General features: G+C 67.2%; 19 protein-coding genes. 12 read left to right on the top strand and 7 right to left on the bottom strand.

Features of this window, described 5'->3' with window-relative positions; all coding sequences use genetic code 11:
- Positions 1-39: 39 nt before the first annotated feature.
- The 4 genes from TthTMY_RS03840 to TthTMY_RS03825 are packed head-to-tail and all read left to right on the top strand — an operon-like array spanning position 40 to position 3767.
- The gene (locus tag TthTMY_RS03840; RefSeq protein WP_223903431.1) at positions 40-522 is read left to right on the top strand and encodes a pilus assembly FimT family protein; all 483 of its coding nucleotides are present in this window, start codon (positions 40-42) and stop codon (positions 520-522) included.
- Between the two features lie 43 nt (positions 523-565).
- Positions 566-970: a prepilin-type cleavage/methylation domain-containing protein gene (locus TthTMY_RS03835; RefSeq protein ID WP_229365145.1), complete on the top strand. Its 405-nt coding sequence runs from the start codon at positions 566-568 to the stop codon at positions 968-970.
- A 16-nt stretch (positions 971-986) separates the two neighbouring features.
- Positions 987-1892 carry a PilW family protein gene (locus TthTMY_RS03830; protein WP_229365144.1) on the top strand — a complete coding sequence of 302 codons (906 nt, stop codon included), beginning with the start codon at positions 987-989 and terminating at the stop codon, positions 1890-1892.
- Between the two features lie 3 nt (positions 1893-1895).
- Positions 1896-3767 (top strand): DUF4900 domain-containing protein, encoded by a 1872-nt coding sequence (locus TthTMY_RS03825; protein WP_223903429.1) that lies wholly within the window; start codon positions 1896-1898, stop codon positions 3765-3767.
- Here TthTMY_RS03825 and TthTMY_RS03820 read toward each other — a convergent pair.
- Positions 3764-4537 (bottom strand): ABC transporter permease, encoded by a 774-nt coding sequence (locus TthTMY_RS03820; protein ID WP_096412632.1) that lies wholly within the window; start codon positions 4535-4537, stop codon positions 3764-3766. The genes TthTMY_RS03825 and TthTMY_RS03820 overlap by 4 nt on opposite strands.
- 23 nt (positions 4538-4560) lie before the next feature.
- On the opposite strand from TthTMY_RS03820, the gene TthTMY_RS03815 reads away from it, so the two are divergent.
- From TthTMY_RS03815 to TthTMY_RS03805, 3 genes are read left to right on the top strand one after another with little or no spacing between them, the layout of a single operon-like run.
- Positions 4561-5565, top strand: coding sequence for an ABC transporter ATP-binding protein (locus tag TthTMY_RS03815; RefSeq protein WP_418952563.1), 1005 nt, complete (start codon positions 4561-4563; stop codon positions 5563-5565).
- A complete protein-coding gene (locus tag TthTMY_RS03810; protein ID WP_096412629.1) occupies positions 5562-6338 on the top strand; it encodes an ABC transporter permease in 777 nt (258 codons plus the stop codon). Before TthTMY_RS03815 ends, TthTMY_RS03810 begins: the two co-directional genes overlap by 4 nt.
- Before the next feature lie 7 nt (positions 6339-6345).
- On the top strand, positions 6346-6870 hold the full coding sequence (locus tag TthTMY_RS03805) for a Uma2 family endonuclease (RefSeq protein WP_096412626.1): 525 nt from the start codon (positions 6346-6348) through the stop codon (positions 6868-6870).
- Here the strand turns inward: TthTMY_RS03805 and cimA are convergent.
- The 6 genes from cimA to TthTMY_RS03775 form a co-directional block, all read right to left on the bottom strand.
- Positions 6851-8425 carry a citramalate synthase gene (gene cimA / locus TthTMY_RS03800; protein ID WP_096412622.1) on the bottom strand — a complete coding sequence of 525 codons (1575 nt, stop codon included), beginning with the start codon at positions 8423-8425 and terminating at the stop codon, positions 6851-6853. The two genes, TthTMY_RS03805 and cimA, sit on opposite strands and share 20 nt — an antisense overlap.
- A gap of 3 nt (positions 8426-8428) precedes the next feature.
- Positions 8429-9991, bottom strand: coding sequence for a 2-isopropylmalate synthase (locus TthTMY_RS03795; RefSeq protein ID WP_096412620.1), 1563 nt, complete (start codon positions 9989-9991; stop codon positions 8429-8431).
- A 52-nt stretch (positions 9992-10043) separates the two neighbouring features.
- A complete protein-coding gene (gene ilvC / locus TthTMY_RS03790) occupies positions 10044-11057 on the bottom strand; it encodes a ketol-acid reductoisomerase (RefSeq protein WP_096412617.1) in 1014 nt (337 codons plus the stop codon).
- Positions 11054-11566: an acetolactate synthase small subunit gene (ilvN, locus tag TthTMY_RS03785; RefSeq protein ID WP_096412614.1), complete on the bottom strand. Its 513-nt coding sequence runs from the start codon at positions 11564-11566 to the stop codon at positions 11054-11056. Before ilvN ends, ilvC begins: the two co-directional genes overlap by 4 nt.
- Positions 11563-13251, bottom strand: a complete 1689-nt coding sequence (gene ilvB / locus TthTMY_RS03780; protein ID WP_096412610.1) for a biosynthetic-type acetolactate synthase large subunit — start codon at positions 13249-13251, stop codon at positions 11563-11565. The genes ilvN and ilvB overlap by 4 nt, the downstream gene beginning before the upstream one ends.
- A 154-nt stretch (positions 13252-13405) precedes the next feature.
- Positions 13406-14386, bottom strand: coding sequence for a YpdA family putative bacillithiol disulfide reductase (locus TthTMY_RS03775; protein ID WP_096412608.1), 981 nt, complete (start codon positions 14384-14386; stop codon positions 13406-13408).
- A 125-nt stretch (positions 14387-14511) separates the two neighbouring features.
- Here TthTMY_RS03775 and TthTMY_RS03770 point away from each other — a divergent pair, with 125 nt between their 5' ends.
- The 5 genes from TthTMY_RS03770 to TthTMY_RS03750 are packed head-to-tail and all read left to right on the top strand — an operon-like array spanning position 14512 to position 17741.
- Entirely contained in the window at positions 14512-14688 is a 177-nt protein-coding gene (locus TthTMY_RS03770; RefSeq protein ID WP_223903428.1) for a hypothetical protein, read from the top strand.
- 4 nt (positions 14689-14692) lie between these two features.
- Positions 14693-15160: a GspH/FimT family protein gene (locus tag TthTMY_RS03765; protein WP_096412604.1), complete on the top strand. Its 468-nt coding sequence runs from the start codon at positions 14693-14695 to the stop codon at positions 15158-15160.
- Positions 15161-15191: 31 nt separating this feature from the next.
- Complete coding sequence (locus TthTMY_RS03760) at positions 15192-15518, top strand: type IV pilus modification PilV family protein (RefSeq protein WP_223903427.1); 327 nt, start codon at positions 15192-15194, stop codon at positions 15516-15518.
- A complete protein-coding gene (locus TthTMY_RS03755; RefSeq protein ID WP_096412599.1) occupies positions 15515-16225 on the top strand; it encodes a prepilin-type N-terminal cleavage/methylation domain-containing protein in 711 nt (236 codons plus the stop codon). The genes TthTMY_RS03760 and TthTMY_RS03755 overlap by 4 nt, the downstream gene beginning before the upstream one ends.
- A 13-nt stretch (positions 16226-16238) precedes the next feature.
- Positions 16239-17741 carry a pilus assembly PilX family protein gene (locus tag TthTMY_RS03750; protein ID WP_096412596.1) on the top strand — a complete coding sequence of 501 codons (1503 nt, stop codon included), beginning with the start codon at positions 16239-16241 and terminating at the stop codon, positions 17739-17741.
- Positions 17742-17888 lie beyond the last annotated feature (147 nt).

Genomic DNA, 17888 nt, shown 5'->3' with positions numbered 1-17888 from the left:
TCCCGGGGGCGGTCCTAGGTTACCCTTAGACCTAAGGGGGTGCAGACGTTGGAGAAAAGGGGTCTTACCGTCATAGAGCTGCTGGTCGTCATCGGCTTCCTTGCGGTTCTATTTGGTCTTGTGGGGGCCAACCTTTTGGGCCTGCGGCGGCAGCTTACCTTGGAAGACGCCGCTAACACCTTCTCTCAGGACGTGCAAACCTGCCGCACCAACGCCCTCTCCTGGGGGGACAACTGCCGTATCCGCGTCTTAGACGCTGCAAGCTACGTGATGGAGAGGGGGGCGGGTCCCGGCTCCTACTCTACGGTGCTCACGCGAAGTTTTCCCACAGGCGTTCGCTTCGCCAACGTTGGAGGGGGAGCCTGGCTAGAGTTCAACCCCCGTACCCTCCTCAGTAGCAGCCCAGGTTTCCCCAGCGTAGGCGGGGGCGTGGTGGCCCCGGAGGTGCGGATCACGGACGGCACCAAGACCGTACGGCTGGTCCTCTCCATGACCGGAGCCGTGAAGACGGCGATGCAGTAAAGGAGGTGCGATGCGGCGCTCCCGCGGTCTTACCCTGGTTGAGGTGTTGATCGCCCTTTTAGTCCTGGGCCTGGTGGCTGGAGCGTTCACCACCACGGTGGTCTCCAGCCTGCGGATGAACAGTGACGACCGCATAAGGGCCCAGGCCATCGCGGCGGCGGAAACCTGGCTGGACCGGTTCCGGGCCAAAAGCCTAGATTTCACCACATTTACCACCGCGCGGAGTTACCCCTACGGCTACAACTATGCCAGCGATCCCACGTTTGTGGCCGCTGGGGACCCCAACCCCGCGGTGCTGAACCAAGAGTGGGGTCCGTTCCGGTTCACCGTCCAGACCCGGAGCTTCTCCACCTCTCCCCAAGTCTGGACCGTGACCGTGACCACGTTCTATCGGAAAACGGGAGGAGGTGAGGCTAACTTTGTTCTCAGCACGCTCGTCTACCAGTAGGGCTGGGTTCACCCTGGTGGAGCTCCTGGTAGCCTTGGCCATCCTCGGGATCCTTTCCACCCTTACCCTCAACGCCTTCACCCAGTCCCTCAACTACAAGCGGCACGAGGACCTCAGGCTGAAGACCCAGCAGAACCTTAGAGCAGCCCTGCACTACATCACCCAGGACCTTCGTTCGGGCGCCTACCTGCACGTATGGCACCAAAACCCCTGTGACGCCACAAGACCCTGCAGCAACCACACCCAGGTGGCCATCGTGAACCTCACCGGGGACTCCTCCCCTGTGGCCGAACCTCCGGGCAACAGCTTTACTAACTCGGCGGAAACAGGTATCTGCGACGCCCGGACCTTCCAGGAGGGCGATCTGGCCCTCCTGTACAACGGGGGCCAGGTAGAGCTCCTGCGCATCACCCAGCGCCAGCTCCTAGCCGACTACTCCAAGCCCTGCTCCGGTACCCCAAACCCCAACCGGGACAAGGTGCAGCACAACAAGGACAAGATCTCCGGTCAGTGGACGAACAGCGCCTATATGTTCAAGGTGGAGTTGGCCACCTACGTGGTACGGGACGACCCTTTGGAGGCTGGCCAGAAGGTGCTCTACCGGATGACCGGTTACGACGGCACCGGGACGGCGGGGGCTGGCATCGTGGCCTTCGGCATCACCGGCCTGGAGGTCTGGTATGGGGTGCCGGAGGACCCGAACGCCCAGTCCTCGCGCCTCGTCTTTTATCCCACCCTCGAGGACGCCGCCAGCGCCTTCAGCGCTCAGGGTTACTCGGCCACGCCGGGCGGCGGCAAGTACATCGGCACCCTGGTGCGGGCCGTGCGGGTCGCCCTGACGGGTCAGAGCCCCGGCAACCTTCCCGGTAAGGGGGCTCCGGACACCCTCACCGTGACGGAAACCGTGGAACTGAGGAGGTGAGTGATGCACCGTAGAGGCGTCGCGCTGATCGCGGTTCTGGTGGTGGCCGCCGTGATGACCATCGTGGGGAGCCTCCTCTTCGTGGGCACCCTTGGGGACCTCCGCCAGACCCGCTCCACCCTGCAGGCGGCCCAGGCGCGGGCCGCCGCCGAGGCCGGGCTCACCTACGCCCGCTACGCCATGGAGGTGGCCCGGGGAGACATCAAGGGGATCCTTGCCCCGAAGATGAACCTTAACGTGAACCCCGCCACGGACTGGGTGCTCCCGGAAAGCCAGTGGCCCAGCATCGCCTCGGCCATCCAGAGCCTCCTCAACACGGGCTACGGCTCCCTCCCCCCGGGAGCCGTGGACCAGGGCCAGGCCTCCGTGCAGTTCACCGTCACCCGCTTCCGCGGAAACACCAAGGGGGCCACGGCCCAGACCTACCGGGCCGACTACGTGGTGGTCTCCACTGGGCAAGTAGGCACCGCCAAGCGTCGCGCGGAGGAAAAAGGATACTTTGAGGTCCAGCTCGGAAGGCCTTCCCTTTCCCAGTGGCTCTTCCTGGTGGACGACGCCGGGGGGCAAACGGGCTTCTTCCCCACGGGCACGGTCTTCAACGGACCCGTCCACGCCAACCACAACTGGGGCTTCTGGGGACGGCCCGTCTTCCGGGACGTAGTGAGCACCAGCGACGACGGGGCCTGGTACTGGAGCCTGGGCGGGGACGGGTGCACCGGGGGAAGCCGGGTCTGGGTGAGGGGCGACTCCCGCCCCCCGTGCACGGTGCCCGACTTCCAGAAGGGCTTTCTGCGTAGCCAGCCCCCGATTGACCTCCCCACCTCCACCCTATCCCAGCAGCGGGCCGCCCTGGGCATGGACCCCCAGGACACTTCTACTCCCTCCGCTAAGGAAATCTGCTTCGCCCTGGGTCTCCACAATCCCCCCAGCAAAGATTGCAACAGCAACCCTTCGGTGCCCAACGGGGTTTATCTTGTCAACGACGGCAATAACGTCAAGGGAGGTATCTACGTCCAGGGGAACGTGGACCAGCTGGTCCTCCGGGCCACGGGAACGGGTCAGCAGGTCTACACCTTCAAGCAAGGAAGCAACACCTGGGTGATCACCGTGGACTACACGACCAACACTACCGCCGTCACCAAAAACGGAGCGCCCGTCGGGACCTACACGGGCACGCCCAACGGCCCCGCGTCCCTGGGTACGGGGGGGCCGACCGGACAGATCTATGTCACGGGCCAGATCAAGAGCCTCCAGGGACCCCCCCGCACCGGTCCCCTTCCTTGCGGCGTGGACTACCCCGGGAGTTCCGACAACTGCCCGGACCACCCGCCTCCCGCCCAGATCCCTCCAGCCCTCTCCAAGGAGACCCAGCTCCACATCACCGCCGTGGGGGCCATCGGCCTCACGGGGGACCTGGTCTACGAGTGCGACCCCACCAAGGTGACCGACCCCGGCTACCTGGCCACCAAGCCCCGGTGCGCCCTGGGCGCAGGGCAAACCCTTCCGACGGTCCTCGGGGTGATGTCCCAAAACGACAACATCTACATTGAGGATAGCCCTATAAAGGCGCCAGACAACCTCTACCTCTGGGGCTCCTATCTCTCGGGGGCTTCGGGAAAGGGCTTGGCGGTGGAGAACTACAGCGGCCGCGGCAAGCAGGGTAAGCTCCGCCTCTTCGGAGGCCTTATCCAGTCGGCCGATCAACTTCGCGGCATCGTTGACGGCTTGGGGCGGCTACAGTCGGGATACATAGAAACCTACGATTACGACCTCCGCTTCGCGGATAGCGCCCTGGCCCCCCCCAACTTCCCCACGGTGAGGGTCTTTGACGTGCAAAAGGTCCAGACCACACCTCTCTCTTTCCGGGAGTTTTAGCTGCTCGCCGAGGTGTAGCTCCTAAGGGCCAAGAGGAAGAAGCCCCGGGCCAGGGCCAGGAGGAAGAGGGCGAGGAGGAGGGCAAGGAAAGTGGCCTCTCCCCTTCCCAAGGCCGCCTCCGCGGGCACCGTGGTGAGGAAGGCCACGGGCACCACGAAGGTGAAGAAGACCCGATAGAGGGCCGGGTAGCTGGAGATGGGAAAGCGCCCGGCTTCCAGGAGCCCCCTCAGCACCTCGGTCACGTTGTAGATCTTCACGAACCAGATGCTGGTGGTGGCGAGGAGGAACCAGAGGCTGTAGAGCATGAGGGCCCCGAGGAGGAAGTAAAAGGCGAAGAGGGCGTAGCCCCCAAGGCCCAAGCCCAGGCGAACCCCCGCGTAGAGGAGGAGGCCCAAACCCAGGAAGAAGTCCCCCAGGCCCCAGGGGGAAAAGACCCGCGCGGAGAGCCAGAACTGGGGGTCTATGGGCTTGAGGAGGACGAAGTCCAGGGTCCCCTGCTGCACGTGCTCCACGATCTTGTTGAGGTTGGGGGCGAGGAGGGTGCTTGCGAGGCCCTGGAGCAGGGTGAAGGCGGCGAGGACCAAAAGGGCCTCCTCCAGCCGCCACCCCCCGGGCCTGTACCCCCCCTGGTAGAGGAGGAGGAGGCCGAAGAGGGCGCCGAGGAGGGTGAGGAAGGAGGAGAGGAGGCCCAGGTAGAAGTTCGCCCGGTACTCCATCTCCGCCGCCAAGGAGGTGAGGAGGAAGAGGCGCAAGACCCGGAGGTAGCGCACCCTCCCAAGGTAGACTTGGAGGCATGGTGGGCGCAAGCCCCATGGTGATGGCGGAAGACCTCACCCGGCACTACCGGGTGGCCCTGAAGGAGGAAACCCTCCTCGGCACCCTGCGCCACTTCCTGAAGAGGCGGTACCAGGTGGTGCGGGCGGTGGAGGGGGTCTCCTTCCGGATCCTTCCCGGGGAGGTGGTGGGCTTTTTGGGGCCGAACGGGGCGGGCAAGACCACCACCCTCAAGATGCTCACGGGCCTCGTCCATCCCACGAGGGGCAAGGCCCTGGTGGCGGGGCACGTGCCCTGGAGGAGGGAAAAGGCCTTCCTCAGGAAGATCACCCTGGTCATGGGGAACAAGCAGCAGCTCATCTGGGATCTCCCGGCCATGGACTCCTTCCGCCTGAACGCCGCCATCTACGAGATCCCCGAAGGGGAGTTCCGGAGGCGGGTGGGGGAGCTTGCGGAGATGCTTTCCCTGGAAAAGAAGCTCCACCAGCCCGTGCGGAAGCTCTCCTTGGGGGAGAGGATGAAGGCCGAGCTCTTGGCCGCCCTCCTCCACCGCCCGGAGGTCCTCTTCCTGGACGAGCCCACCTTGGGCCTGGACGTGAACGCCCAGGTGGCGGTCCGGGAGTTCCTCCGGGAGTACAACCGCCGCTATGGGGCCACGGTCCTCCTCACGAGCCACTACATGGCGGACATCGCCGCCCTCTCTGAACGCGTCCTGGTGATCCACCAGGGAAGGCTCCTCTACGACGGGGCCCTCGAGGGGCTTTTGGCCCGGTTCGCCCCCTACCGGGAGGTGCGCCTCACCCTGGGAAGCCCCCTTCCCCAAGAGGCCCTCCTCCCCTTCGGGGAGGTGCGGGCCTTGGAGGGGCGGGAGGCCCGGCTCCTCGTGCCCCGGGAGAGGCTCACGGAGAGGGTGGCGGAGATCCTCAAGAGGCTTCCCGTGGAGGACCTCGAGGTCCGGGAGCCTCCTCTAGAGGAGGTCATCGCCAAGGTCTTCCAAAGCCCCCTTCCGGTGGAGGAGGCATGAGAAAGGCGCGGACCCTCCTCGCCGTCTACCTGGCCTACATGCTGGAGTACCGGGCGGAGCTTTTCCTTTGGGCCCTGGCGGGGGCGCTTCCCCTGATCCTCATGGGGGTCTGGACCGAGGCCGCAAGGGGCGGGGACTTCCCCTTAAGCCCGGGGGAGTTCGCCCGCTACTTCCTCATGGTCTTCCTGGTGCGCCAGGCCACGGTGGTCTGGGTGGTGTGGGAGTTTGAGCGGGACGTGGTGGAGGGGAGGCTCTCCTTTAGGCTCCTCAGGCCTCTGGACCCTTTCTTTGATCACCTGGCCGCCCACACCGCAGAAAGGCTCGCCCGGCTTCCCTTCGTCGTCCTCCTCACCCTCCTCTTCTTCGCCCTCTTCCCCGAGGCCCGCTTTCTGCCCGAGCCCGGGGCCTTCCTCTTGGGCCTAGGCCTCACCCTCCTCGCCTTCCTCCTCCGCTACACCATGCAGTACGCCACCGCCATGCTCACCTTCTGGACCGAGCGGGCCACCAGCGTGGAGGAGGTCTTCTTCCTCCTCTACCTCTTCCTCTCGGGGACCATCGCCCCCCTCGAGGTCTTCCCCGAACCCCTAAGGGGCCTCGCCCTCCTCACCCCCTTCCCCTACCTCGTCTACCTTCCCGCGGCCCTCCTCGCCGGGCAGAAAGTGGCCCTCTTCCCCGGGCTCTGGGTCATGCTCCTTTGGGGCCTCTTCTTCCTCGGGCTTTCCCGCCTCCTCTGGCGGCTCGGCCTCAAGCGCTACTCGGGCCAGGGGGCATAATGGGGGCATGGCCACCCGCTACCGCTTCCGGGTAGAGGAGTTTGAGCGGGCCTTCCAGGGGGTGCCCCACGTGGAGCTCCTAAGGGGGGAGGTCTACCGGATGAGCCCCATCGGACCCAAGCACGTGCACAAGGTAGCGCAGTTGGACGCCAGGCTTCAGGAAGCCCTGAAGGGAAAGGCCGTGGTGGCGGTCCAGTCCCCCCTAAGGCTTTCCGAGGACTCCGAGCCCGAGCCGGACCTCCTGGTGCTTAAGCCCCCCCTGGAGCGCTACGCCGACCGCCTCCCCACCCCGGAGGACGTCCTCCTCCTCGTGGAGGTGGCCGACACCTCCTTGGAGTTTGACCGGGAGGTGAAGCTTCCCCTCTACGCCGAAGTTGGCATCCCCGAGGTCTGGCTCGTGAACCTGAAGGAGAACCTCCTGGAGGTCCACCAAAGGCCCCGGGGCGGGCGGTACCGGGAGATCCGCCTCCTCTCCCCCGAGGAGGAGGTGAGCCCTTCCGCCTTCCCCGGGGTCAGGCTCCCCTGGGCGTAGGCACCGGGTAGAGGAGGGCGTAGGCGTACCCGTCGGTGAGGGCCTTGAGGGAGGCCTCGAGGATGTTCTCGCTCGCCCCCACGGTGGCGAAGCGCTCCTCTCCCCGCTTCATCTCCACCATGACCCGCACCCCGGAGTTCGTCCCCGCCTCCTGGCCGGAGAGGATGCGCACCTTGTAGTCCGTGAGCTCCACCTCGGAAAGCTCCGGGTAGAACTGCAACACGGCCTTGCGGAAGGCCCGGTCCAGGGCGGAGACGGGCCCGAAGGGGCTTTCCGCGGCAGTGTGCTGGAGGCTCTCCCCCACCCTCACCCGCACCGTGGCCTCGGCCCAGGCGGTATCCAGGCCCCTTCCGTGGACAAAGACAGAAAAGCCCTCCACGCTGAAGGGGAGGCTCCCGCCCTTCAGGCGGTGGGCGAGGAGGTAGAAGCTCGCCTCCGCCCCCTCAAAAGCGTAGCCCTCGTACTCCAGGGCCTTGACCTCCTCCAGAAGGCGCCTCGCCTCCTCCTTGGAGAGGTCCACCCCGAGCTCCTGGAGCTTGGCGAGGAGGTTGGAGCGGCCCGCCACGTCCGAGACCAGAAAGCGCCTCTGGTTCCCCACCCACTCCGGGGGGATGTGCTCGTAGGTGCGGGGGTTCTTGAGGACGGCGGAGACGTGCACCCCGGCCTTGTGGGCGAAGGCCGCCTCCCCCACGTAGGGGGCGCGGCGGTTGGGGGTGAGGTTGGCCCGCTCGTCCACGAAGTGGGAAAGCTCCCTTAGGCCCTTTAGCCTTTCCGGAGGGATGGCGGGGATCCCGTACTTAAAGACCAGGGTGGGGAGGAAGCTCGTGAGGTTGAGGTTGCCGCACCGCTCCCCATAGCCGTTGATGGTGCCCTGCACATGGGTGGCCCCGGCCCGCACCGCCGCGAGGGCGTTGGCCACGGCGAGCTCGGCGTCGTTGTGGGGGTGGATGCCGATCCTCACCCCAGGAAACCGCTCCACCACCGCCTTGGTGATGGCGTAGACCTCCTCGGGGAGGCTCCCCCCGTTGGTGTCGCAAAGGACCAGGGTGTCGGCCCCACCCCTTAGGGCGGCCTCCAGGGTGGCGAGGGCGTAGGCGGGGTCTTCCTTGTAGCCGTCAAAGAAGTGCTCGGCGTCGTAGACCACCCGCCTGCCCTTCCGGGCGAAGAAGGCCACCGTCTCCTCAACCATGCGGAGGTTCTCCGCCAAGGAGGTCTCCAGGGCCTCGAGGACGTGGAGGGTCCAGCTCTTGCCGAAGAGGACCACCACGGGGGTCTCGGCCTCGAGGAGGGCCAAGACCGAGGGGTCCTCCTCCGGGGAAAGCCCCTTCCTGCGGGTGGCCCCGAAGGCGCAAAGCCTCGCCGCCCCCAGGTCCACCCCCTTCATGCGCTGGAAGAACTCGGCGTCCTTGGGGTTGGAGCCGGGCCAGCCCCCCTCAATGAGGTGGATCCCGAAGGCGGCGAGGCGCTTGGCGATGGCCACCTTGTCGTCCACGGAGAGGCTTACCCCCTCCCCTTGGGTGCCGTCCCTTAGGGTGGTGTCCAGGATCTCCACCATGGCCTAGACCCCGCGGTGCACCTCCTCAATGGAGGGCGGGTGCCGGGTGGCCCGGCCCGAGGCGAGCTTCCCCGCGGCGTCCAAAAAGGCCAAGGCGCTCGCCTCAATGATGTCCGGGGAGACCCCCACCCCCACGGCCTGGAGCTCCCCGAGCCGGAGGCGCACCGTGACCTGGCCCAGGGCCTCGGTGCTCCCCGTGATGGCCTCCACCCGGTAGAGCTCAAGCTCCGGCCTCAGGCCGATGGCCTCCTGGATGGCCTTGAACACGGCGTCTACGGGCCCGTCCCCGGTGTGGGTGGCGAGCCTCTCCCCGTCCGGGGTCTTCACCTTGACCGTGGCCGTGGGCAAAAGCCCGGAGCCCGAGAAGAACTGGACGTGCTCCAGCCGGAAGAAGTGGGAGGCGGGCTCCCTTTCGCTTTCCACCAGGGCCTGGAGCTCCTCGGCGGAGAGGGGGCCTTTCTTCTCGGCGATCTCCTTGAAGCGGGCGAAGAGCTTCTTCAGCTCCTCCTCGGAGAGGTTCTTGTAGCCCAGGTCCTCGAGGGCCTTCTTAAAAGCCGCCCGGCCCGAGTGCTTGCCGAGGACGAGCACAGCGGGCCGCCTCCCGATGAGCTCGGCGTCCATGATCTCGTAGGTGGCCCGGTGCTTGATGACCCCGTCCTGGTGGATGCCGGACTCATGCGCGAAGGCGTTGTCCCCCACGATGGCCTTGTTGGGGGGGACGGGCATCCCGGTGTAGCGCTCCACCAGGCGGCTTACCCGGTAGATCTCCCGGGTGTTGATCCGCGTGTAGGCCTTGTACCAGTCCCGGCGGACGTAGAGGGCCATCACCACCTCCTCCAGGGCGCAGTTCCCCGCCCGCTCCCCGATGCCGTTGATGGTGCACTCAATCTGGCCCGCCCCGTTCTCCACGCCCGCCAGGGCGTTGGCCGTGGCCAGGCCCAGGTCGTCGTGGGTGTGGGTGGAGATGACCACGTCCCGCCCCCGCACCACCTCGTCGCGGATCCTGCGGATCAGGGCCCCGTACTCCTGGGGCGTGCCGTAGCCCGTGGTGTCGGGGATGTTGATGGTGGTGGCCCCGGCCTCAATGGCCACCTCGTAAAGCCTCTTGACGAACTCCCAGTCCGCCCGCATCACGTCCTGGGCGGAGAACTCCACGTCGTCCACGTACCTCCTGGCGTAGCGGACCATTTTATCCGCCATCTCCAGGACCTCCTCCTCCGTCTTCCTCAGCATGTACTGCAGGTGGATCTTGGAAGCGGAGGTGAAGACGTGGATCCTGGGCCTCTCCGCCTTCTCCAGGGCCTTGGCCGCCTGGTCAATGTCCAGGGTGTGGGTGCGGGCGAGGGCGGCGATGACGGGGCCCTTGACCTCGGTGGCGATGCGCCTCACCGCCTCAAACTCCATGGGCCCCGATACGGGGAAGCCCGCCTCAATGATGTCCACGTTGAGCCGGGCGAGGGCCTGGGCGATCTCCAGCTTCTGGTCCAAGGAGAGGGCCACCCCGGGGCTTTGCTCCCCGTCCCTGAGGGTGGTGTCAAAGATCCGGATGTGCCGTTCCCTTTCCATTTTCCACCTCCCGAAAACGCACGGGGCCCCCGAAGGGGCCCCGCAAGGTCCCTTAGCCTACCTCCTCCAGTACCCTGGCCTTGAGGAAGGGCATCATGGCGCGAAGCCTCGAGCCCACCTCCTCAATGGGGTGGGCCGCCCAGCGCTTGCGGTTGGCCTCCAAGACGGGGCTACCCACCTGGTTCTCCAGCATCCACTCCCGGGCGAACTCCCCGGTCTGGATCTGGCGCAGGATCTCCCGCATGCGGCGCTTGGTCTCCTCCAGGGGCACGGCGAGGTCGCCCCGGGTGTAGTCCCCGTACTCCGCGGTGTTGGAGATGGAGTAGCGCATACCCCTAAGCCCCGCCTCGTAGATGAGGTCCACGATGAGCTTCACCTCGTGGACGGTCTCAAAGTAGGCCATCTCCGGGGGGTAGCCCGCCTCCACCAGGGTCTCAAACCCCGCCCGGATGAGCCGGGTGAGCCCCCCGCAAAGCACCGCCTGCTCCCCGAAGAGGTCCGTCTCCGTCTCGTCCTTGAAGGTGGTGTGGATGACCCCGGCCCGGGCCGCCCCGATGGCCTTGGCGTAGGCGAGGGCGGTGGGGAAGGCGGCACCCGAAGCGTCCTGGTGGACCGCCACCAGGGCGGGAACCCCGCTTCCCTTCCCGTACTCCGAGCGCACCAGGTGGCCCGGGCCCTTGGGGGCCACCATCCAGACGTCCAGGTCCTTGCGGGGCTTGATCTGGCCGAAGTGGATGTTGAAGCCGTGGGCGAAGGCCAAGGCCCCGCCCTCCTTGAGGTTAGGCTCCACCTCCTCCCGGTAGACCTGGGCCTGCTTCTCGTCGGGGAGGAGGACCATGACGATGTCCGCCTCCCGCACCGCCTCGGCCACGGGGAGGACCCTAAGCCCCGCGGCCTCCGCCTTCTCCCAGCTCCTAGAGCCCTTTCGCAGGCCCACCCGCACGTCCACCCCCGAGTCCTTGAGGTTCAGGGCGTGGGCGTGCCCCTGGGAGCCGAAGCCCAAGACCGCCACCTTCTTGCCCAGGATGAAGCCAAGGTCCGCGTCGTGCTCGTAGTAGATCTTCATACCGCCTCCTTTTTCTCCCGCACCTTCAAGACCCGGTCCCCCCGGCTCATGGCCACCGCCCCGGTGCGCATGACCTCGAGGATCCCGTAGGGCCTTAAGGCCTCAATAAAGGAGTTGACCTTTTGGGTGTCCCCGGTGAGCTCCAGGATGAGGCTCTTCTGGGCCACGTCCACCACCCTCGCCCGGAAGGCCTCCTGGATGTCCTTGACGGCGAGGCGCTCCTCGAGGCCCGCCACGTGGACCTTCACCAGGCAAAGCTCCCTCTCCACGTGGGGCTCGGTGTGGTCCGTGACCTTCAGCACCTCAATGAGCCGGTTCAGCTGCTTCTCCACCTGCTCCAGGGTGCGGTCGTCCCCGGAGACCACGAGGCAGATCCGGGAAAGCCCCGGCAGGTGGGTGGTGCCCACGGCGAGGCTTTCCAGGTTGAAGCCGCGCCGGGCGAATAGGCCCGTGATGCGGTTCAAGACCCGGGGGTGGTCCTGCACCAAGACGGAGATCACATGCCTCACGCCTCCACCTCCTCCCGCTCCGCGGGGTGCTCTATGATCATGTCCTCGGCGGCGCCCCCGGCGGGGATCATGGGGAAGACCCCTTCCTCCTGGTAGACCTTGAACTCGGCCACCACGGGGCCATCGGCGTTCAAGACGGCCTCCACCCCCTTCCAGAGGTCCTCCTTCCGCTCCACCTTCACCCCCTTGATGCCGTAGGCCTCGGCGAGGCGGGCGAAGTCGGGGTTGGAGTCCGCCAGGTAGACCTCGCTGTAACGGCGGGCGTGGAAGAGGTCCTGCCACTGGCGCACCATGCCCAGGTAGCCGTTGTTCAGGATGACGATCTTCACGTCCAGCCCGTACTTCACCACCGTGGCGAGCTCCTGCAGGGTCATCTGGAAGGAGCCGTCCCCGTCAAAATCCAGGACGAGCTCATCGGGGCGGGCGATCTTGGCCCCGATGGCGAAGGGAAGCCCCACCCCCATGGTGCCGAGGCCCCCGCTGGTGAGGAAGCTCCTGGGCCTGGTCACGGGGAAGAACTGGGCGGCGAACATCTGGTGCTGCCCCACCCCGGTGGTGACGATGGCGTGCCCCCCCGTGGCCTCGTGGAAGGCCCGGATCACCTCCTGGCTCTGCAGGTGGGGCTTGGGCTTATAGCGCAAGGGGTAGCGGGTGCGCCACTCCTCGAGCTCCCGCCACCAGGCGGCAAGCCTCAAGGCCTTCGCCCCCTTGAGGAGCTCCTTGAGGACGAGCCTCGAGTCCCCCACGATGGGGATGTGGGTGCGCACCACCTTGCCGATCTCCGCCGGGTCTATGTCCACGTGGATGATGGTGTGGGCGTGGGGGGCGAAGCGGGAGACCTTACCCGTGACCCGGTCGTCAAAGCGGAGGCCGATGGCGAGGATCACGTCCGCGTGGTGGATCGCCCGGTTGGCGGCCACGGTGCCGTGCATCCCCGGCATCCCAAGCCAAAGGGGGTGGTTCCCGGGGAAGGCCCCGAGGCCCATGAGGGTGGTGATCACGGGAAGCCCCGTCTTCTCGGCGAAGGCGAGGAGCTCGGCGTGGGCGTGCTGCGCCCCACCCCCCACCATGAGGACGGGGCGCTCCGCCTTCTCCAGGGCGTCCAGGGCCTTCTCTATCTGCTTGGGGTGCCCCTTCAGGGTGGGCTTGTACCCGGGGAGGTCCAGCTTCACGTCAAAGCTCCCCGTGAACTCCTCCAGCTGGACGTCCTTGGGGATGTCAATGAGCACGGGGCCGGGGCGGCCGGTGGCGGCGATGTGGAAGGCCTCCTTCACCACCCGGGGGATCTCGTTCACGTCCTGGACCAGGTAGTTGTGCTTGGTGATGGGCATGGTGACCCCGGTGACGTCCGCCTCCTGGAAGGCGTCGGTGCCGATGAGGGCCCGGGGGACGTTCCCGGTGATGGCCACCACCGGGGTGGAGTCCATCATGGCGTCCGCGAGGCCCGTGACCAGGTTCAGGGCCCCGGGCCCCGAGGTGGCCATGACCACCCCCACCTTGCCGCTGGCGCGGGCGTAGGCGGTGGCGGCGTGCACCCCGCCTTGCTCGTGCCGCACCAGGATGTGGCGGATGGGGCTATCGTAGAGGGCGTCGTAGGTGGGCATGATGGCCCCGCCCGGGTGGCCGAAGATCACCTCCACCCCTTCCCGCTCCAGCGCCCTTAAAAGTGCCTCCGCTCCCTTCATGGACCCCTCCTTAAACTTGAACCCCCCGGTTGGCCCGGGGGGTTATGGGATGCGCCCTAAAACGCTACGCCCTACCCCCCGCTGGCCCTACGATTAGGACCAGGGCTAGGGATAGGACGAGTCCGGCGCGCATCTTGGGGCTAAGGATAGCCCCCTAAGGCCTTGGTGTCAAGCCCCGCACCCGGGCGGCGATGGCGGTGAGGGCGATTCGGGCCTGCTCCCGGCCGTTCTCTATGAAGACGGAGCGGGTGTCGGGCCCGTAGGCGCAGGAGCCCACGGCGAAGAGGCCGGGGATGGAGGTCTCCCCCTCTGGGGAAAGCCAGGGCCTCTCCCCCTCGTAGGCCACCCCCGCCTCCCTGAGGAGGCGGTCTTCCGCCCGGTAGCCGATGAGCACCAGCACGAAGTCGGCGGGCAGGAACTCCCGCCCTTCTGGGCGGGAAAGCCAAAGCCCCTCCGGGGTGATGGCCTCCACCCGGGCCTCCATCACCGCCCGGATGCTCCCCTCCTTGACCCGGTTTTCCAGGTCGGGGAGGAGCCAGTACTTCACGCTGGGACGGACCCACTTCCCCCGGTGGACGAGGGTGACCCTCGCCCCGCCGCGGTAGAGGTCCAAGGCGGCCTCCACCGCGGAGTTGGACCCCCCCACCACCGCCACCTCCCGCCCGAAGAAGGGGGCGGCCTCCTCGTAGCGGTGGAGGACGTGGGGGAGGTCCTCCCCAGGGACGCCCAAGCGGTTCGGGTTTCCGAAGTAGCCCGTGGCCACCACCACGTACCGGGCCGAGAAGGTCCGCTCCCCCTTGCGGTCTTTGGCCAGGACCTGAAAGCCCCCCTCCCGGCCCCGGATGGCCAGGGCCTCGGTGTAGGTGAGGACGCTTAGCCCCTCCCGCTCCGCCACCCGCTGGTAGTAGAGGAGGGCCTCCTTCCGGGTGGGCTTGGGGCCTTGGGCGACCAGGGGATGGCCCCCGATCTCAATGTTCTTGGCCTCGGAGAAGAAGACCATGTCCCGGGGAAAGCGGTAAAGGGTCTCCGCCACCGTGCCCCGCTCCAGCACCAGGTGGGAAAGGCCGAGGCGCTTGGCCCAAAGGGCGGCGCAAAGCCCCACGGGGCCCGCGCCCACCACGAGGACGTCCACCATGGCCCTGAGTTTACGGCAACGGGCGGGCCTCCCCCGTGGAGTGGCCCACAAGGGCCCAGGCTTCGTGGACCAGAACGCCAACCGCCGCTACGCGCCTGGACCCGGAGAAGAACACCCTGGGCAACATGCCCCTCCTCTTTGACCCCCGGGGCATCCCGGCCAAGCCCATCACCGCCACCCTCGTCCTCACCTCAGGGGACGCCACCCGCAAGGTGGCCATCTCCCAACAGGGCCGGGCCCGCCTGGAGCGACCCTCCATTCGGGGGATGAGCACCCGAGGGCGAGCTCCTAAAGTGGTTTAGCGAAATGGCTCCTTGGACGAGGCAGGGCTTCAGCGTGCTGGAACTTCTCGTGGTCCTGGCCGTCCTGGGCATCCTGGGCGGTCTTGCCTACACCAACTACAGCGCCGCTTACCGCCTCGGAGCGGCGGGGGCCGAACTCAGGACCTTCCTCCTCGCCGCCCGCACCGAGGCCATCCGCAGGGGGACGGGGGTGGCGGTGGTCCCGGAGGGCCGGGGGCTCGTAAGCTGCGTGGACGAAAACCGAAACCGGGCGTGCGACGCGGGGGAAGCCGTCCTGCGCCGGTTTGACCCGAGTGGGTACGGGGCGGCCCTGGACCTGAGGAGCGGCTTCTCCCCCGGCCTTCGCTTCAACGCCCTGGGGAGACCCAACACAGGGGCGCGCCTGGCCCTGCGCCTGGGCGGACGGACCCTCACCCTGTGCGTGGCCATGGGAGGAAGGGTGCGCGAGGTGAGCGGGGATGGGTGCCCGTAAAGGTCTCACCTTACTGGAGGTAATTTTAGCTTTGGGGCTCCTCGCCGTGGTGGTGCTGGCCTTCACCTCCCTGCAGGTGGCAAGCCTACGCGCGGGCCAGCGGGGGCGGGAGCTCCAGACCGTGGTCCGGGAGATGGAAAACTTCATGGAAAGGCTTAGGCAGGACCCCCAGGGCGTCCCCGCCCTTTGCAACGGCGCCCTAACCCTCGGGGGCAGGCAGGGCACCTGCACCGCCGTCCCCTGTGGCGTGGCCCAGGACGGCGGCCTCACCTGCCCCACCTCGGGGGACGCGCGGGCCTTCCAGGTGGTTCTTGAGGTGGAAGGAAAGCGGCTGGAAACGGTGGTGTATCGGCCATGAGAAGGCACGGGTTCTCGCTCCTAGAACTCCTGCTGACCTCTGTCCTCCTAGGGGGCCTCTTCCTGGTGGTGCTGGCCCTGGAAAACTCCAGCGCCATCCTCAGGGAGCGGGAAAGGGCGAGGGGGCGGCTCGCCGACGAGCTTAGCCTCACCGCCCTTGCCCTGGCCCGGGAGCTCTACACCGTGGGCTACCGCCTCACGGGCCAGGCCCTGGTCCTAAGCCCAAGCCCCGAGGGGGACGGGCTTACGGGCTGGTTCCTCTGCGAGGCGGGGATGGAGGAGGTCTGTGGGGAAAGCCTGGGCCGGGTCAGGGGCACGGGCTACGGGGTGAGCCAGGGGGTCCTCCGCTGGGGCGCCTGCACCGGCGAGGGGTGCACGCCCTCGCCCACCAACCCCGTCTTGGGAGGGGACGAGATCCGGGTAGAGGCCTTCCGGGTGGCCTACCTGGAAGGGGGCACCTGGAAGCGCCAGGCGCAGGCCGTGAACCTGAGGGCCGAGGGCGCAACCCCGAAGGTGAGCGCCTTGGCCCTCTACCTCCTGGCCTCCATCCCCGTGCGGGGCGGCGCCCCCACCTTCACCCCGGGGAGTACCCTGGACTACCCCCCTGGACTTTCCCCTGGCCTTCTGGCTCTGCCCCCTGCGGCAGGCGACGGCCGCCTGCGTGCGGAGAAGCTGTGGCTCGTGCAGACGCCGAACCTGGCGCGCTGAAAGGAGGTGTGGGATGAACGCAAAAGGCATAGCGCTGGTGGTGGCCCTCGTGGGAATGATGGCGGTCCTCGCCCTCTCCCTGGCCATGGTGCAAAGCGCCCTAGGCAACCTTAAGACCGGGGGTGACCTCCTGAACCGGGCCCAGGCCCGCCAGCGGGCGGAGGCGGGCGTGGACCACGCCCTGGCCTACCTCCACGGCAAAACGGCCTTAAGCGCACCCCAAACCCTCTCGGGCCAAGGCTACCAGGTCACCCTCACCCCCCAGAACCCCCAGGGGGACGAGATCCGGGTGGAAAGCCAGGGCCAGATGGGCCTCGCCCGGCACACCGCCGTGGCCATGGTGCGCCTCCAGAGCGTTCCCACTCAGGCGCAAAACCCCCTGTTTGGCCAGGGATGGATTAGCGGCGGGCGCATCACCATCAACGGGGGGGTGGACCTCTGGGGAAGCCGGCTCCACGCCGACCAAGGCTACGCCAACCTCTCGGGCCAGATCCGGGTGTGCGACGAGGACGGAAGTAACTGCCGCGGGATTAACCAGGTCAACCCGCCGCCCATCACGGGGGGACAAGGGGTAACGGGCACCCAGTGCAATGCGAGCGGGAACAACAGGGTGGTCTGCAACGGCTCCACGCCCAGGTACCAGGTCTGCCCGGTGTACCAGATCCCCTCCGACCCCAACCTTACGTGCCTGGACGCCGTCACGGGCAGAGCCGTGCGCTGGGACCAGGCGACCCGCATCCAAAGACCCGACGTGGACGCGATCAGCCAAGGGAGCCTAGGGGGGAGCCTAGGGGTCCGCGTTACAAGCCCCTTTCAGGACGCCCAAACCAAAGGCCTTTGCCAGCACACCTTCACCTCCCTGGACCCCGGCCAAGCGGGCGAGCTGCTGGCCTTCCTCGCAAGCAAGGGCGTCACACCCCCCAGAAATGACGTCAACGCCCTTCTGGCCCAAGCCCTTCCCCTCTTCTCCGGAAGCAGGGTCTGCGTCCAGGGGAACGTCACCCTTCCCAACAACACCACGCTCCGCGACGTGACCTTCTACGTGGGGGGCACCTTCCAGGTGAACGGCGCCGCCACGCTGGAAAGGGTCAAGGTAGCGGCCCAGGGTGGGCTGAACCTGGGAAACGTGCAGGCCACGGACAGCAAGTTCTTCGCGAACGGCACCGTCAACCTCAACAACGCCGCCGCCTTCAAGGGCGACTCCACCCTCGCCTCCAGGCAGTCCCTCAACTTTAACGGCGGGGCCGACCTGCTGAACAACCGCGCCCTCCTAGTGGTGAGCGAGGGGGACATCACCTTCAACGGCCGGGCGGACACCCACGCCTTCATGTGGGCGGGGGGGACCATCACCTTCAACGGTACCGGAGCCTTTATCGGCGGAGCGGTGAGCCTCGGAGGCACCATCCGAAACGGCGGGGGGCAGTTCTACATCCAAAACTCCAACGCCCTCAACAGCGACCTGCCCAACACCCAGACCGACAGCACCCCCCGGCCCGTGGTCCTGAGCCGGAGGTGATCCCCAGGCCCGCCCCGGGCGGTGGGGTGGGCCTGGCCTTCACACCGCTTTCACACCCTTCCCCCATCCTGAGGATGACCCCCCAAAAGGGGCTGAGCTCTCATCACTTTGAGGGCTGGGGCTTGACAAGGGAAGAGAAGAGGGGGG

Source organism: Thermus thermophilus, assembly GCF_019974155.1.
Classification (GTDB): domain Bacteria; phylum Deinococcota; class Deinococci; order Deinococcales; family Thermaceae; genus Thermus; species Thermus thermophilus_C.
This window is presented reverse-complemented; position numbering and strand designations above follow the sequence as displayed.

What these genes read in the sequence shown, in the direction of transcription:
- TthTMY_RS03775 (WP_096412608.1), bottom strand. Translation starts at nt 14,386, where the DNA reads ATGGTGGACGTCCTCGTGGTGGGCGCGGGCCCCGTGGGGCTTTGCGCC.
- TthTMY_RS03770 (WP_223903428.1), top strand. Translation starts at nt 14,512, where the DNA reads ATGCCCCTCCTCTTTGACCCCCGGGGCATCCCGGCCAAGCCCATCACC.
- TthTMY_RS03750 (WP_096412596.1), top strand. Translation starts at nt 16,239, where the DNA reads ATGAACGCAAAAGGCATAGCGCTGGTGGTGGCCCTCGTGGGAATGATG.
- TthTMY_RS03815 (WP_418952563.1), top strand. Translation starts at nt 4,561, where the DNA reads ATGGTGGGCGCAAGCCCCATGGTGATGGCGGAAGACCTCACCCGGCAC.
- TthTMY_RS03805 (WP_096412626.1), top strand. Translation starts at nt 6,346, where the DNA reads ATGGCCACCCGCTACCGCTTCCGGGTAGAGGAGTTTGAGCGGGCCTTC.
- cimA (WP_096412622.1), bottom strand. Translation starts at nt 8,425, where the DNA reads ATGGTGGAGATCCTGGACACCACCCTAAGGGACGGCACCCAAGGGGAG.
- TthTMY_RS03765 (WP_096412604.1), top strand. Translation starts at nt 14,693, where the DNA reads ATGGCTCCTTGGACGAGGCAGGGCTTCAGCGTGCTGGAACTTCTCGTG.
- TthTMY_RS03810 (WP_096412629.1), top strand. Translation starts at nt 5,562, where the DNA reads ATGAGAAAGGCGCGGACCCTCCTCGCCGTCTACCTGGCCTACATGCTG.
- TthTMY_RS03795 (WP_096412620.1), bottom strand. Translation starts at nt 9,991, where the DNA reads ATGGAAAGGGAACGGCACATCCGGATCTTTGACACCACCCTCAGGGAC.
- TthTMY_RS03755 (WP_096412599.1), top strand. Translation starts at nt 15,515, where the DNA reads ATGAGAAGGCACGGGTTCTCGCTCCTAGAACTCCTGCTGACCTCTGTC.
- TthTMY_RS03825 (WP_223903429.1), top strand. Translation starts at nt 1,896, where the DNA reads ATGCACCGTAGAGGCGTCGCGCTGATCGCGGTTCTGGTGGTGGCCGCC.
- ilvB (WP_096412610.1), bottom strand. Translation starts at nt 13,251, where the DNA reads ATGAAGGGAGCGGAGGCACTTTTAAGGGCGCTGGAGCGGGAAGGGGTG.
- ilvC (WP_096412617.1), bottom strand. Translation starts at nt 11,057, where the DNA reads ATGAAGATCTACTACGAGCACGACGCGGACCTTGGCTTCATCCTGGGC.